The following is a 15,543-nucleotide window of genomic DNA, read 5'->3' as shown; positions in this document are numbered from 1 at the left end:
ACGTCGTGACGGGTCCATCAGTGGTTTCACCACGCTGATCCCCATGTTGTTCATTATCGGTGTTATTTATTCAGAGCGTTTCCTCTCAGTTCACACCATCCATTTAGTCAAACGGTCAGCAGCAAGAACTCACGTTCCCAAGAGCTGATAACCCGCTTGAAGTTTTCCTGTTCCGCCCGTTTGACGGCAATGAAACCTTTCGCAAATGACTCGCCAAGGTAATGCGACACCTTGTCGCAGTTCTCCATACGTTCCAATGCTGCCTCCAGCGTGTAAGGTAACGTCGGGCTGCGTAACTCATAACCACGCCCCTGCACAGGTGGTGAGGGCTTCAACTCTTCAACCATGCCGATGTAGCCACATAAAAGGCTGGCAGCAATTGCGAGATAGCAATTAGCATCGGCACCGGGAAGCCTGTTCTCTACCCGTCGGCTTTGTGGCGTACAATTTGGCACACGCAAGCCACAGGTCCGGTTGTCTTCCCCCCACTCCATGTTGACTGGCGCAGACGTATCGGGCAGAAAGCGGCGGAAGGAGTTCACGTTTGGCGCAAACATCGGCAGCATTTCCGGCACGTAGTTTTGTAGCCCGGCAATGTGATTGAGAAACAACGACGACATGGTGCCGTCTTGACTGGTAAAGATGTTTTTCTTGGTTTCAACATCAATGATGCTCTGGTGAAGGTGCATCGCGCTGCCCGGCTCGTTGGTGATCGGTTTAGCCATAAAGGTTGCTACAACGTTGTGTTTCAATGCCGCTTCACGCAGGGTGCGTTTGAAGACAAAAATCTGGTCGGCGAGTTGCAATGGGTCGCCGTGACGGAAGTTAATCTCCATCTGCGCCATGCCTTCTTCGTGAATCAGGGTATCAATCGCCAACCCTTGCCCCTCGCACCATTCATACATGTCTTCGAAAAGAGGGTCGAACTCGTTGGCGGCATCAATTGAGAAAGACTGCCTACCCGTTTCTTTTAGGCCGGAGCGCCCTATCGGTGCTTGCAAAGGTAAATCGGGATCGTCACTACGGGCGGTGAGGTAAAACTCCATTTCCGGTGCAACAACTGGTTGCCAACCTTTATCCGCGTATAGTTTCAACACTTTTTTAAGAACATTGCGGGGTGCAAGTTCAATGGGGTTACCCATCTTGTCATAACTGTCATGGATGATTTGCGCCGTTTCTTCAATTGTCCATGGCAGCAGATAAACCGCGTCTTCATCCGGCTTGCAGATAAAATCGATATCGGCCTCGTCCAGCAACGAATAATAAATGTCATCGTCGACATAATCGCCAGTCACTGTTTGGAGCAACACGCTCTCAGGCAGACGCATTTCACCCTCATTTATAAACTTATCAACGGGTGCTATCTTGCCGCGTGCAATACCCGATAAGTCGCTGACCACACATTCCACCTCTGTGATCTTATTGTCTTTCAGCCACTTCTTTAGCTTGTTCATATTCCCTCTCACGCATCGATGAACGATGCCGACATGCATCCCCGAATAATTTGAAGATAGTTGAATAGAAGGGATTTTCTGTGACTTTCCACTCAGGATGCCATTGGACTCCCAGAGTAAAAGCCTCACTTTGAAATGAAACCGCTTCAATCAACCCATCAAGTGCTTTGGCTTCGATTCTGAGCCCCTCACCGAGACGAGCTATCCCTTGAGTGTGAACAGAATTGACCTCTACCCTTTTTTCTCCCCAATGTTTTTCGAGAATACCTCCCGGCTCTATCGCCACAGTGTGTGAAAGACCATATTGAGTACTGATGTCCGCACTTTTATCTTCACGGTGCTCGATGAAGTTCGCCAACTCATGAAGTTTTTGATGCAGTGTGCCGCCGCAGACAACATTCAGTTCCTGAAACCCGCGACAAATCGCGAGGCAAGGCACCTCGCTTTCAATCACTGTTTTTAACAAAGGTAAATTCACCGCATCACGCTGCGGGTCATGAAGGTACCCGGGTCACTGGGCGCGCCGTTATAGTGATGAGGTTCGATGTTTGATGGTGAGCCCGTGAACAGCACACCGTCAAGTTGACTGAGCAAAGCGGATAAAACAGTAGGCTCATTTATTGCTGGAATGACAACGGGAAGGCAGCCTGCGCCGTCCACGACTGCTTTGAGGTATTTTTCGCCAGCGAAGTGAAAGTTATGAGCACCCATCATGGTGGTGCATGCCGTTACCCCCACCAGCGGTCTCACACGACGCTCTGAAGAAGCCATACCAGACAGCGCTGCGACGTGTTCAGCCAAATGATGTGGTGGTTGGTTCACAGACATTTTCACCTCTTAGAGAATGAACTGCTTACTTTTCGTTCGTTTTATCACACACTACACGTAAAAAATAAATTACGCAATGATGTAAAATAAGCCACATTTCACTTCGATTATTATTCTCTAGGTTAATACATCTATATCACTAAAAAATCGCAAGATAGCTACTGTCACTGCTTAACATCAAGGTGGAAAGGCTCTGTCATTGACAATAATTGATGTTTGATATTCACTTAACTAAGCAGATTTTGTGATTAATATAATTTACACACGGCGGTGAATCATGCGTTACCACAGCGACAGGGATCTGTTCATTCCATCAGATGTCAATCTTGCCACGCCTGAAGAGGCACAGGCATTCCTCAAACAGCACCCCGATATACAGTTTGTCGATCTTCTCCTTATTGATATGAATGGGATCGTACGCGGAAAACGGGTGGAAAGTGACGCACTGGAAAAGGTGTTCAGCAAAGGTGTGGCATTGCCCATTTCCATCTATGGCATGAGCATAAAAGGGATCCCCGTGGAGGAAACAGGGCTTGGGTTAGAAATCGGTGAGTGCGACGCAAGTTGTTATCCTGTGCCCGGAAGCCTGAGTGTGCAACCCTGGCAAAAGCGCCCGACCGCGCAGTTACTGATGAGCATGTATGAGAACAAGCAAACACCAATGTTTGCCGACCCACGTATGGTGCTGCAACGCGTGATCCGCCAGTTTAAAGAGCGAGGACTCACGCCCGTGTCTGCTTATGAACTGGAATTCTATCTGCTTGAACAAGGAGACAAAGAGGGACTTCCTCACCCTCCGGTATCATCAGTCACCGGAAAGCGGCCCGAAACAACGCAGGTATACTCACTGGATGATCTGGATGAACATGCAGACTTACTGAACGAGATTATCGAAGCGGCGCGTCAGCAGAACATTCCTGCCGACACCATTGTTGCTGAATCTGCGCCCGGCCAGTTTGAGATCAACCTGAAACACACAGATGATCCCATGGCAACATGCGACCATGCGATGCTGCTGAAACGCGTGATAAAACATGTCGCCCACGAGCATGGGTTAGAAACCACGTTTATGGCAAAGCCTTACCCTGATCAGGCAGGCAATGGTATGCATCTTCACATCAGCTTGCTTGATGAGAACGGCAACAATGTCTTTGCTCCTGAACATGCCAAAGAGCCAACTGACATACTGAGATATGCCTTAGGTGGTCTTCTTGAACTGATGCCAGACTATATGGCGATCCTCTGCCTAACGTTAATGCCTATCGCAGATTCAGTCCTGAGTTTTACGTACCCTGCGCCACCACATGGGGCATAGAAAACAGAACGACAGCGCTTCGCATCCCTGCAGGTCCAAATGATGCAACCCGCATAGAGCACCGCGTCGCAGGTGCTGATGCTAACCCGTACCTGATGATGGCCGCTTTGCTGTCCTCTATCCTCCACGGCATCGACAACAAGATAGCACCACCGGATCCAATCATCGGCAATGCATATGACAAAACCGAACCCAACCTGCCTACTAACTTACGTGATGCCCTGCGAACACTTGATAGCTCAGAGGTGATGAGAAAATACCTTGGCACTGACTTTATCGACGTGTTCATTACCTGTAAGAACAAAGAACTAGAAGAGTTTGAGCAACAGATAACACAGCTTGAATATAACTGGTATCTACATGCTTTCTAGCACTTCATTTCTCCCGCTTATTGCCTGCCTTGACAGTCAATAAGCGGGAATCCAGAATGTGCGCCAGGTTAATCTCGCTTTAGGAAAAATGATGACAGTGCAATCCTGTCCTTGCGGCAGTCAGCGCGGATATGCTGCATGCTGCCAGCCCGCACACAATGACCACGCCTCCGTCGATCACCCTGAGAAGCTGATGCGTGCACGCTACGCGGCACATGTTTTAGGTTTGGTGGATTTTGTCGTTGATACCTACCATCCGAGCTGCGAGGCGGAACAGCATCGAAAGGGTATTGCTGATTCGATCAATAGCGATTGGCTCGGACTTCAGGTACTCAGCAGCAACATTGATAGTAGCGGCAAACAGGGTTTCGTCGAGTTTAAAGCCCATTACGCCGATGATGTACAAGAGTATTGCTTGCACGAAAAGTCACGTTTTTTGTGCGAACTCATAGAGGGTAAAAACCTGTGGTTTTACATTGATGGTGTCTTTCCCGGTAACCTCAAAGCGGGACGAAATGATCCTTGCCCTTGTGGCAGTGGTAAAAAGTTCAAAAAGTGTTGTGGCTAAATCGGCTATCCGATGTCAGTCTGCGGCCTCTGGCAAGGCGGTATAAAGAATATCGCCGTTGCGCCGATGTATATAAGTGAAAGCACACTTAACGACGGTGAGGTTTATCATGATTTTGCAGAATCTAATCAGGTCGCCCTATCAAAAAATTAACCACATCGAGCGAGATGGCCGAACTGGCGGGCAACAGGAAGAAGAAAAGGACAAAAATACAGATAATCACCATTTGAGCTTTGAAAACGCTGAAAATGATGATTTTGACTCTTGTTCTATATCAGAAACAAAAGGAAAACTGGATATTTTTGTTTGACCATCGCCCTGTAAACGCCATTATTTCTCAGTAATGTATCTATTCAACATTTCCAAAAATTTCAGAATGATAAACTGGGAAAATGCATTTCATTAAGATTATCCATCAAACCTTTCTCACAGGATATTTCATTTGCTCTGAGCCTACATTGCAATATGCCAACAGAAAATATCGCCGTCTCAAAAATAAGTCATTGCATTATCTAATCAGTTTGTTACTGTGAAGCCTACTTCGTAAACAAGTTGAACGACGAATACCAATATGACAATGCTGCTAATGACCACTCATCATCACCATCATCCTGACTAGTCTTTCGGGAGGAATGGTTTCGACTGGAAGGCAAAAAGAGTGAACTTCCATCGGTCATTACCAAAAAGAATTTGAGACCCCTGGAAGAGATTCCGGGGGTTTTTCGTTTTAGGACAGGGATTAGAACAATGCAAACAGACAGACTACGTATTGCAATACAAAAGAAAGGGCGTCTGGCAAAAGAATGTCAGGAACTGTTGAAGCGCTGCGGGGTAAAAATCAGCTTTAGCGGTGAGCGTTTGGTTGTTCACGCTGAAAATATGCCGATTGATTTGCTGCTGGTGAGAGATGACGACATTCCGGGCCTCATTATGGACGGTGTTGTCGATCTGGGTGTGATTGGTGAAAACGAACTCGAAGAAGTGCGTTTAGAGCGTATCGCACTGAATGAACCCTCTGAATACACCCAGCTGCGTCGACTCGACTTTGGCGGCTGCCGTCTTTCTGTTGCTATCGATAAAGATCAGACCTATAACGGTCCTGAAGATTTAAACGGCAAACGCATTGCAACCTCATACCCGAATATCCTCAAAGACTACCTCGACAAAAAAGGCGTCAGCTTCAGCCCTTGTATGTTAAATGGCTCTGTTGAAGTCGCACCGCGTGCCGGGTTGGCCGACGCAATTTGTGATTTGGTATCGACGGGCGCAACCCTCGAAGCCAATGGCCTGAAAGAAGCTGAAGTGATCTTCCGTTCAAAGGCAGTTCTCATTCAGCGTAAGGGCGAGTTTGATGCAGAGAAGACGGAATTAATTGAACGCTTACTGACACGTATCCAAGGTGTCATACAGGCTAAAGAATCTAAATACATCATGCTTCACGCGCCAAGTGATACGCTTGAAAAAGTGGTCGCATTACTGCCGGGTGCTGAAGACCCAACCATATTGCCGCTGGCGCACGACAAACAGCGTGTGGCCGTCCATCTGGTCAGTAGTGAAAACCTGTTTTGGGAGACCATGGAACAGTTAAAAGCACTTGGCGCCAGCTCTATTCTGGTGCTGCCAATTGAAAAAATGATGGAGTAATTCAGCATGAAGACCGTGGTGTGGGAAACACTCAGTGACAGCCAGAAGGAAGCGGTACTGGAACGCCCTGCAATCAGTGACGGTGCGGCGATTGGTGATGCTGTTAATGATGTCATCAATCTGGTGAGAAAAGACGGCGATGCCGCGTTAAAAGCACTGACGATGCAATTTGACAATGTAGAGCCCGAATCTGTTGCCGTGACAACCGCCGAAGTCGATGCGGCTGTCGCGCGTCTCGGTCAGGGCATCAAAGATGCACTACAGCAGGCTTATAACAACATCACTTGCTTCCACAGAGCGCAAAAGCCGCAACCTGTGCGTGTTGAAACCATGCCAGGTGTGACTTGCGAGCTGATTACCCGTCCAATCGAGCGGGTTGGCCTCTACATTCCTGGTGGCAGTGCACCTTTACCTTCTACCGTGTTGATGCTGGGTGTCCCTTCTCAAATCGCTGGTTGTCAAAAGGTCGTGCTTTGTTCTCCACCACCGATTGCTGACGAGATCCTTTATGTCGCTCGCCTTTGCGGCATCACTGAAATCTATAACGTGGGTGGCGCACAAGCCATAGCTGCGATGGCTTATGGCACCGAGAGTGTCGCCAAAGTCGATAAGATTTTCGGTCCGGGTAACGCTTACGTTACCGAAGCTAAACAACAGGTGAGCAACGACCACAAGGGCGCAGCTATCGACATGCCAGCAGGCCCTTCTGAGGTGCTGGTCATCGCTGATACCTATGCAAACCCTGATTTCATTGCAGCAGACTTGCTCAGTCAGGCTGAGCACGGCCCCGACTCACAGGTCGTTCTGCTGACACCTTGCATGGCAATGGCAGAGAAGGTTGCCTCTGCAGTATCAGAGCAACTGACGGTACTAAGCCGAGCTGAAATAGCCAAGCAAGCACTGGGGTCCAGCGTGATCATCATCGCTGAAGATCTTGAAGAATGTGTCGAGATCTCCAACCGATATGGCCCTGAGCACCTTATTGTTCAGACCGAGTTTCCCAGTGAACTTTTGCCTTTGCTTGATAATGCTGGCTCTATTTTCCTTGGTGCATGGTCACCGGAGTCGGTTGGTGATTATGCGTCGGGTACAAACCACGTGTTACCTACCTACGGTTATACTCGCACCTATTCCAGCCTCGGTTTGGCTGATTTCAGCAAACGCATGACGGTGCAAAAGCTGACACCTGAAGGGCTGGAGAGATTGGCCCCAACGGTAGAAACTATGGCAGATGCAGAAGGGCTAGACGCTCACAGAAATGCAGTCACCGTTCGTGTCAAAGCGCTGCAAGCAGCGAAAGAAGCGCGCGAGGAGGCATAATGGATATCAATGCTCTGGCGCGGGAAAATGTGCGGCAGCTTACCCCCTACCTCTCTGCCCGCCGTTTAGGCGGCAACGGTGATGTGTGGCTGAATGCCAACGAGTCCCCTTTTGACAATGACTACACAGTCAGTGGTAATCGTCTTAACCGGTACAGCACCTGCCAACCGCAAGCGCTTATTGATGCTTACGCTGCCTATGCTGGCCTTGAAGCGAATCAGGTACTGACATCACGTGGTGCCGACGAAGGGATTGAGCTTCTGATTCGTACATTCTGCGAGCCGGGAGACGATAGTATTCTTTTCTGCCCGCCAACATACGGCATGTATGGTGTCAGTGCAGAAACCTGTGGCGTAAACCGGAAAACTGTGCCGCTTCGTGATGACTGGCAGCTAGATATGCCAGCTATTGAAGCGTCACTGGATACCGTCAAGCTGGTGTTTGTCTGTAACCCAAACAACCCGACCGGAAATCTGATTGATCGTCAGGACATCGAGCGCCTGCTTGAAATGACCAAAGATAAAGCCATTGTTGTGCTCGACGAGGCATACATCGACTTTCATCTCGAAGCCACCAGCACAGATTTGCTGGCACGCTACCCCAACCTAGCCATACTGCGCACGCTGTCGAAAGCTTTTGCGCTGGCAGGCTTGCGCTGCGGATTTACATTGGCGAGCCCTGCAATCATTGAACTGATGCTTAAAGTGATACCGCCGTATCCGGTGCCAGTTCCTGTTGAAGAAATTGCTTGTCAGGCATTGTCTGAAGCCGGCCTTGCCAAAATGAAGTTTCAGACTCTCGATTTAAGTGCAAACCGCGCTTACCTTCAGGCTGGCTTATCTATGCTTCCGGGCGTTGACGTCTTCGATGGCTACGGCAACTTTTTACTGATTCGTTTCCCAAATGCTGACGCGTTGTTTTCTAGACTTTGGGATAACGGCATCATTCTTCGCCGTTCACCGATAGAGAACTGTATTCGCCTGAGCATCGGTAACAGAGAAGAATGTGAAAAAACCCTGGCGTTCATCCGAGAGCAGCTGGCAGAACAATAAAGACAACACCGAAAGGAAGTGTGTGTGAAAGAAAAAATTCTATTTATCGACCGTGACGGCACCTTAATTGTTGAGCCACCGGTTGATTTTCAAGTCGACAGACTGGACAAACTGAAGTTGGAGCCCTTTGTTATCCCTGCCCTTCTGTCTTTGCAAGAGGCTGGCTACAAACTGGTGATGGTGACCAATCAAGATGGACTGGGTACGGACAGTTACCCGCAAGACGATTTTGATGCGCCGCATAACATGATGATGGAGATCTTCACTTCACAAGGTATTCACTTTGATGATGTGCTGATTTGCCCTCACTTCGACGACGATGGTTGTTCATGCCGAAAGCCGAGTCTTGGATTGGTCAAACCCTACCTCCAGCAAGGGCGGGTTGATTTCCAAACCTCTGCGGTTATCGGCGACCGTGAGACCGATCTGCAACTGGCAGAAAACATGGCGATCCGCGGTATTCAATACAACCCGGACACAATGGGCTGGCAGGAGATTGTAAAATCACTGACGACCCAGCCACGCACCGCCAGTGTTACCCGTACCACCAAAGAAACCGACATTAACATTCGCCTAAATCTTGATGAAAGTGGCGGTAACAAGATCAGCACGGGTCTTGGCTTCTTCGACCACATGCTAGACCAAATTGCGACCCACGGTCGATTTCGAATGGAGGTCGCCGTGGAAGGTGATCTGCACATCGACGATCACCACACAGTTGAAGACACCGCACTGGCACTGGGTCAGGCGCTGAAAGAAGCACTCGGCAACAAGCGTGGCATTGGCCGCTTCGGCTTCAGCCTGCCGATGGATGAGTGTCTGGCACAATGTGCCTTAGACCTCTCTGGCCGTCCTTACCTTAAGTTTGAAGCGGAATTTTCGCAGGAAAAAGTCGGCGACCTCTCGACTGAAATGGTGGAACACTTCTTCCGTTCACTGACCGACACACTGGCTTGCACACTGCACCTCTCATCCGATGGTGAAAATACACACCACATTGTTGAGAGCCTGTTTAAAGCCTTTGGCCGAACCCTGCGTCAGGCCATTCGCGTCGAAGGTAATGAACTGCCAAGCAGCAAAGGGGTGCTGTAGCTATGAGCCAAAACGTCGTCATCATTGATACTGCTGCGCCAACGTCAGCTCTGTTCGCTTTGCGGTCGAGCGCCTTGGCTATAAGGTCAGTGTTACCAGCAATCCTGAAGATGTTCTCAATGCCGACAAACTGTTTCTTCCCGGTGTCGGCACTGCAGGTGAAGCAATGAAAAACTTGCGCGACAGAGACCTTATCGAACTGGTGAATAAAGTTGAAAAACCGCTGCTCGGAATTTGCCTCGGCATGCAATTGCTGGGCAAAACCTCTCAGGAAGGCAAAGAGACCGTCGATTGCCTGAGCCACGTCGATGCAGACACCACACTGATGAAAACCGGAGAGCAACCGCTCCCACACATGGGGTGGAACACAGTGGCTGCCAAAGCGGGTAACCCCCTGTTCAAAGATTTGCCTGAAGACAGCTACTTTTACTTCGTGCACAGCTACGCCATGCCTGTCGGTGAATACACCATTGGGCAGTGCGACTACGGGCAACCGTTCAGTGCCGCAGTTCAAAGCGGCAACTATTTTGGTGTCCAGTTTCACCCAGAGCGTTCAGGTAAAGCAGGCGCGCAACTGATTAAAAACTTTCTCGAGATGTAGGAGCAAGGATGATTATCCCCGCATTAGATTTAATTGATGGTCAGGTCGTCCGGCTCTATCAGGGCGACTACGGTCAAAAGACAGAGTACAAGGTTGACCCTGCTGAACAGTTCAACCTTTATCATCAAGCTGGCGCTGACTGGCTGCATCTTGTCGATTTGACTGGCGCTAAAGATACCACTGCACGCCAGATTGATATTATCACCCGCCTTATCGACAGCACGCCAGCCAACATTCAGATTGGTGGCGGCGTGCGTAAAGAGTCTGACGTTGTTGAGTTACTGCGCGCTGGCGCAAAACGTGTGGTGATTGGTTCGACATCAGTCAAAGAACCCGCACAGGTAAAGCGCTGGATGGAGAAGTATGGGCCGGAGCACATTGTGCTGGCACTGGATATCAACATCGACGAGAACGGAAACCGACTGGTCGCTGTGTCTGGCTGGCAAGAAACCTCAACCCTGACACTTGAAGCCATGGTTGAAGATTTCAGCTCAGTCGGCCTCAAGCACGTGCTGTGTACGGATATCTCAAGAGACGGCACTCTCGCAGGTTCAAACGTCGACCTTTATCGCGATATTTGCCGTGCCTATCCAGATGTCCAATTCCAATCATCGGGCGGTATTGGCTCGCTGGCGGATATTGAAGCGCTGAAAGGGACTGGCGTGTCAGGCGTGATCGTCGGCCGCGCATTGCTCGATGGAAAATTCACGGCAGAGGAGGCATTTTCATGCTGGCAAAACGGATAATTCCCTGCCTCGATGTTCGCGACGGACAGGTCGTCAAAGGCGTTCAGTTCCGTAATCATGAAATCATCGGTGATATCGTGCCTTTGGCGAAACGTTACGCGGAAGAAGGTGCCGACGAGCTGGTGTTTTATGATATCACCGCATCAAGTGATGGCCGCGTGGTGGATAAAAGTTGGGTTGCGCGGGTAGCAGAAGTAATTGATATCCCTTTCTGTGTCGCTGGCGGTATCAAAACAGCAGAAGATACCCGCAGAATTTTGGAGTTTGGCGCAGACAAAATCTCGATAAACTCCCCAGCACTGGCAAATCCGGATCTCATCACTGAGCTTGCTGAGAAGTTTGGCGTTCAGTGCATTGTGGTGGGCATAGATTCTTACTACGACAAAGAAACAGGCAAGTATCAGGTTTACCAATTCACGGGCGATGAATCCCGCACACAGGTTACCAAGTGGGAGACACGCGACTGGGTAGAAGAGGTGCAACGCCGAGGAGCCGGTGAGATCGTCCTTAACATGATGAATCAGGACGGTGTCCGCCAAGGCTATGACCTAGAGCAGCTCAACATGGTTCGCCCAGTGTGTAAGGTGCCTCTGATTGCCTCTGGCGGCGCTGGAGAAATGCCACACTTTGCCGATGCCTTCAATATTGCCAACGTTGACGGTGCGCTTGCCGCATCGGTATTCCACAAGCAAATCATTAATATCGGTGAACTTAAACACTACCTCAAACAACAAAATTTGGAGATCCGCCTATGAGCCAAGGAAATACACAAACAGCACTGGCTGAACAGGTGGACTGGGAGAAAACTAACGGTCTAGTGCCCGCCATTGTACAAAACATTGCCAGCGGTCAGGTTCTGATGCTGGGTTATATGAATAAGGACGCGCTGGAAAAGACGCAGGACACAGGTCATGTGACCTTCTGGTCACGAACAAAAGAGCGCCTTTGGACAAAAGGGGAAACGTCCGGCAATGTTCTTGAGCTCAAGCAGATCAGACTCGATTGTGACCAAGACACCCTTTTGGTTCAGGCCAACCCTATCGGCCCAACCTGCCATTTGGGCGACCTCACCTGCTTCGGTGAAGACATATTCGAAGACCCCTCTATGGTGTTCCTTCACCGACTTGAGCAAGTGCTGGCATCCCGTCGAGGATCCGATCCTGACTCATCTTATACGGCGTCCCTATTTGCCAAAGGCACCAAGCGGATTTCGCAGAAAGTGGGTGAGGAAGGTGTCGAAGTCGCGCTCGCAGCGACGTCGGGTGACAAGGAGGAGCTGATCAACGAGTCAGCCGACCTCATCTATCACCTGACTGTGCTGTTGTTGGATCAAGGTTTCTCACTGACTGATGTCGCTGAGAAGCTTCGCGAAAGACATAAGTAGTAAATAACGCGCCGATGGATATAAACATATCCTCCATCGGCGCAATCATAATTACACCGCGGAAGGTTTGACCAGACAGTGAATTCTCGTCAGTAACTCACTGGGAGGCGTGACTCGATTGTCGTTCAAATACTCTTCAAACGCCGGGAAGTTTTCCATCTCAAGACCACTTGATGGCAGCCATTCGCCAAACAACCAGTTATAAGGCTTTTCCAATTCTGCGTAGCTTCCTTTGAACAGCAAGCTTACTGTTTTACCTGCAGGCACATCCAGAACCTCTAACCCACGTCCCTCTGGTACCTCGGCTCCGTCAGGCAGGGTCATGCAGGCAACCGAGCGTCTATCTTCCACAGGCACTGAACTCGGGTCATCGTAGTAGATGCCTATCATTCGGGTGGTATCATTCATCCATTGGTATTGACCTGCAGACATGAGGAGCTTCTCAAACACTTGCCCAATATCCATGTAATCACCCTGATGGCGAATACCGACTAACCTCAGTCCTTCAAAATTTTCCAGTTCCGTTTCGTACATTTTGTTATCAACCTTTTCTGACGTTATCGTTCGCTTGGAGAAAATCGAGGGTATAAGCTTATTTCCTCCCTCCACTCTGAACTGCCCCGGCGTTTTACCAAACTCTTTTCTAAACGCGCGGTTATACGCTTCACTGCTGCCATAGCCAGTAGCAATGGCAATATCGAGCAAAGAATGCTCAGAGCGTAATAACAAGGCAGCACTTTTATGCAGCCTCAAACGTCGAACCGTCGCATTCACTGGCTCGCCAATAACGCTGCGGTAAATGCGATGAAAATGATACGGCGACATACAGGCAACGTCTGCCAAACGGTTTATATCCAGACTGTTATCAATGTTGTCGTAGATAAAATCGATGACGGCGTTGAGCCTTTTTAAGTAATTGTCTTCCGTATTCTTTTTCATTGTTCGTTCTCGTCGTGACTGCCCAGTTACGTTATGTCAGAGCCGATTGATAATGTTTGCTGTTTTTGGCGAATACAATTGAATCTCGGGTTCCACTTTTAACACTTAACACCATATAAAGGCGGTTTATCGCAAAAACATGCAGTCTACAATGCATCAAGTAGACTATTTACAGTTCGTGCTAATGACCATAACAAATATCGAAGCAGTACAAATTTTCGTTTTTATATTCATTTATTTGCTGTGGGTTTAACCTCGGATTATTTACAATAAACCACCCCATACTCAGGACATCACAATGCCAAAAATCAAACAGTTTTTCGCTAATTCATGGGTGTCAGCCACTTTAATCACCTCTGTTTTTTGCTTTGCGATTGCCGTTATTACTTACTCAATGTGGCCAAGCACATTTACTGATAATTTGATAATCAGTTTTGGTTACGGTTACTCAAACCTTTCCCTCTCATGGCTCAGCCATCGCTTTTTCCCAAACTGGCCAGAAAAGTTAAGAGGATTCATTGTGGTACCCCTGGCACTGTTAGCGGGCACACTAAATTGCTATTTGCTGCTCAGTGGCTATGGGGCCTCGCTTCACGTGCTTCAGCCAACGTTTATTATGGGGCTGACATTCACAATGGCGTGTATGTACTACCTCCATAATCGTGAAAAACAAATGCAGGCTAGGCAAGCACTGGAAGAAGCGCGTCGAAAACAGGCGGAACAAGAAAAGTTGCTCGTACTCAGCGAGCTGACCCAGCTGCAAAGCCAGATTGAGCCGCATTTTCTGTTCAATACTTTGGCCAATATCGATGCCCTAATTGATATGGAACCCCGTAAAGCACAACAGATGCTCCGGCACCTCACTGATTTGCTCAGAAGTTCATTGCAGCTTGGTCGCGAAAGGTTGATATCAATAGATAGGGAGTCTGGATTAATTAATGATTACCTGAAGATTCAAAAGATACGTCTCGGTGAAGAACTGTCTTTCGAGATACATGCAGACCCCTCTTTGTCTCACATCCAAATTCCTCCATTTTTGTTACAACCTTTGGTTGAGAATGCGGTCGTGCATGGTATCGAGCCTGACATTGAACGCGGCCATATCGATATTCGTTTTGTGCTCGACAAGCATGACTACCTGTTGTGTGTCTCAGACAGTGGGATCGGGCTGCGCGATAACACGCAAAGCAAAGGCAACGGCATTGCCGTCAAAAATATTCGATCGAGAATAGAGACATTATTTGGCGAACAGGCCTCATTGAGTATTTCTGAGAACCCTGATAAAGGCGTCACTTCCTCTATTCGCATCAACAAAAATGCGCTTGAACAACTGGCTATACAGGAGTCGCTATGACACAAACATTCAGTGCTGTATTGGCAGAAGACGAACCACTCTTGCTTCGCCACCTCGATAAGCTGTTGGCAGATTTATGGCCCGAACTAGTCATCGAGGCTAAGTGTAAAAATGGCTCTCAAGCTCATTCAACTATCACAGAGATCCAGCCAGATGTCGTATTTCTGGATATTAATATGCCGGGCTTGGACGGCCTGCAATTGGCCGAGAAAATCGGTCAATTGAAGCGTCCTCCATATATTGTTTTTACTACGGCTTACAGCGAGCATGCTCTGGAAGCGTTCGAAAAAAATGCTGTGGACTATCTCTTAAAACCACTCGATGAAAGCCGTCTACTAAAAGCATGTGAAAAGGTCAAAACTCGGCTGCTTTCTGAGACCAAGACGTCTGATACGCCTGACCTTCATCATATTTTGAAGCAACTACAAGCGGGCGTTGCTTCACCAGCAACCAAAGAGCCTTTGAAGTGGATACGCGCAGCGAGGGGTGAAGATATCCACCTTGTGTCGGTTGACGACGTGGCGTTTTTTAAAGCTGAGGACAAATACATATCGGTTTACTGCCCACAGCAGGAAGAAAAATTAGAGGAGTATATTATTCGTACTTCTTTAAAGGAGCTTGCAAGTCAGTTGGATCAAGATAATTTCTGGCAAATTCATCGCTCAACCATTATCAACATTCGAAAGCTATCCAAGGTAAAAAAGGACTTTACGGGCAAAATGCATGCACTCGTTTGCGGCCAAAAACTACCTGTTAGTCGCGCCTCTCAGGCTTTATTTAAAGGCATGTAAGATTGGCATGCAGCAACTAAAGACAACTTACATAAGATGGTTATGCAAATAAATGCGTACTAGTTGAGTGTTACTTAATCTCAC

The 15,543-nt window shown here is 48.6% G+C and carries 14 protein-coding genes, 2 pseudogenes and 1 other annotated feature; of the genes and pseudogenes, 12 read left to right on the top strand and 4 right to left on the bottom strand.

The genetic code is table 11. The features are described 5' to 3' along the window. Nucleotides 1-107: 107 nt before the first annotated feature. The 3 genes from CS022_RS00865 to CS022_RS27050 are packed head-to-tail and all read right to left on the bottom strand — an operon-like array spanning nucleotide 108 to nucleotide 2,282. Entirely contained in the window at nucleotides 108-1,454 is a 1,347-nt protein-coding gene (locus CS022_RS00865; protein WP_201746174.1) for a glutamine synthetase family protein, read from the bottom strand. Beyond that, a complete protein-coding gene (locus CS022_RS00860) occupies nucleotides 1,420-1,920 on the bottom strand; it encodes a gamma-glutamyl-gamma-aminobutyrate hydrolase family protein (RefSeq protein WP_268967839.1) in 501 nt (166 codons plus the stop codon). The genes CS022_RS00865 and CS022_RS00860 overlap by 35 nt, the downstream gene beginning before the upstream one ends. Before the next feature lie 8 nt (nucleotides 1,921-1,928). Continuing rightward, nucleotides 1,929-2,282: a gamma-glutamyl-gamma-aminobutyrate hydrolase family protein gene (locus CS022_RS27050; protein ID WP_268967838.1), complete on the bottom strand. Its 354-nt coding sequence runs from the start codon at nucleotides 2,280-2,282 to the stop codon at nucleotides 1,929-1,931. A 277-nt stretch (nucleotides 2,283-2,559) separates the two neighbouring features. On the opposite strand from CS022_RS27050, the pseudogene CS022_RS00855 reads away from it, so the two are divergent. From CS022_RS00855 to hisIE, 10 genes and pseudogenes are all read left to right on the top strand, one after another. Beyond that, a pseudogene (locus CS022_RS00855) lies at nucleotides 2,560-3,968 on the top strand (glutamine synthetase family protein). Nucleotides 3,969-4,059: 91 nt separating this feature from the next. After that, nucleotides 4,060-4,536, top strand: a complete 477-nt coding sequence (locus CS022_RS00850; RefSeq protein ID WP_129120699.1) for a YchJ family metal-binding protein — start codon at nucleotides 4,060-4,062, stop codon at nucleotides 4,534-4,536. 594 nt (nucleotides 4,537-5,130) lie between these two features. Beyond that, nucleotides 5,131-5,264, top strand: a sequence feature (His leader region). Nucleotides 5,265-5,283: 19 nt separating this feature from the next. Continuing rightward, nucleotides 5,284-6,180 (top strand): ATP phosphoribosyltransferase, encoded by an 897-nt coding sequence (gene hisG / locus CS022_RS00840; RefSeq protein WP_129120697.1) that lies wholly within the window; start codon nucleotides 5,284-5,286, stop codon nucleotides 6,178-6,180. Between the two features lie 6 nt (nucleotides 6,181-6,186). Then, nucleotides 6,187-7,500 (top strand): histidinol dehydrogenase, encoded by a 1,314-nt coding sequence (hisD, locus tag CS022_RS00835; protein ID WP_129120696.1) that lies wholly within the window; start codon nucleotides 6,187-6,189, stop codon nucleotides 7,498-7,500. Nucleotides 7,501-7,505: 5 nt separating this feature from the next. Further along, complete coding sequence (gene hisC / locus CS022_RS00830; RefSeq protein ID WP_201746183.1) at nucleotides 7,506-8,552, top strand: histidinol-phosphate transaminase; 1,047 nt, start codon at nucleotides 7,506-7,508, stop codon at nucleotides 8,550-8,552. A 24-nt stretch (nucleotides 8,553-8,576) separates the two neighbouring features. Next, nucleotides 8,577-9,644, top strand: coding sequence for a bifunctional histidinol-phosphatase/imidazoleglycerol-phosphate dehydratase HisB (hisB, locus tag CS022_RS00825; RefSeq protein ID WP_408057190.1), 1,068 nt, complete (start codon nucleotides 8,577-8,579; stop codon nucleotides 9,642-9,644). 2 nt (nucleotides 9,645-9,646) lie between these two features. Further along, nucleotides 9,647-10,245: pseudogene (hisH, locus tag CS022_RS00820) on the top strand (imidazole glycerol phosphate synthase subunit HisH). Nucleotides 10,246-10,253: 8 nt separating this feature from the next. Then, nucleotides 10,254-10,991, top strand: a complete 738-nt coding sequence (hisA, locus tag CS022_RS00815; protein ID WP_129120693.1) for a 1-(5-phosphoribosyl)-5-[(5-phosphoribosylamino)methylideneamino]imidazole-4-carboxamide isomerase — start codon at nucleotides 10,254-10,256, stop codon at nucleotides 10,989-10,991. Next, a complete protein-coding gene (gene hisF, locus CS022_RS00810; protein ID WP_129120692.1) occupies nucleotides 10,973-11,746 on the top strand; it encodes an imidazole glycerol phosphate synthase subunit HisF in 774 nt (257 codons plus the stop codon). The genes hisA and hisF overlap by 19 nt, the downstream gene beginning before the upstream one ends. After that, entirely contained in the window at nucleotides 11,743-12,375 is a 633-nt protein-coding gene (gene hisIE / locus CS022_RS00805; protein ID WP_129120691.1) for a bifunctional phosphoribosyl-AMP cyclohydrolase/phosphoribosyl-ATP diphosphatase HisIE, read from the top strand. Before hisF ends, hisIE begins: the two co-directional genes overlap by 4 nt. Before the next feature lie 51 nt (nucleotides 12,376-12,426). On the opposite strand, the gene CS022_RS00800 is transcribed toward hisIE, so the two are convergent. Then, a complete protein-coding gene (locus CS022_RS00800; protein WP_129120690.1) occupies nucleotides 12,427-13,314 on the bottom strand; it encodes an AraC family transcriptional regulator in 888 nt (295 codons plus the stop codon). Nucleotides 13,315-13,612: 298 nt separating this feature from the next. Here CS022_RS00800 and CS022_RS00795 point away from each other — a divergent pair, with 298 nt between their 5' ends. Together CS022_RS00795 and CS022_RS00790 are read left to right on the top strand one after the other, a co-directional pair. Further along, nucleotides 13,613-14,668 carry a sensor histidine kinase gene (locus CS022_RS00795; RefSeq protein ID WP_129120689.1) on the top strand — a complete coding sequence of 352 codons (1,056 nt, stop codon included), beginning with the start codon at nucleotides 13,613-13,615 and terminating at the stop codon, nucleotides 14,666-14,668. Next, nucleotides 14,665-15,459: a LytR/AlgR family response regulator transcription factor gene (locus tag CS022_RS00790; protein ID WP_129120688.1), complete on the top strand. Its 795-nt coding sequence runs from the start codon at nucleotides 14,665-14,667 to the stop codon at nucleotides 15,457-15,459. The genes CS022_RS00795 and CS022_RS00790 overlap by 4 nt, the downstream gene beginning before the upstream one ends. Nucleotides 15,460-15,543: the final 84 nt, after the last annotated feature.

Source organism: Veronia nyctiphanis, assembly GCF_004116385.1.
GTDB lineage: Bacteria > Pseudomonadota > Gammaproteobacteria > Enterobacterales > Vibrionaceae > Veronia > Veronia nyctiphanis.
Note: the sequence above shows the minus strand (reverse complement) of the source record. Positions and strands in the feature narration are given on the sequence as shown.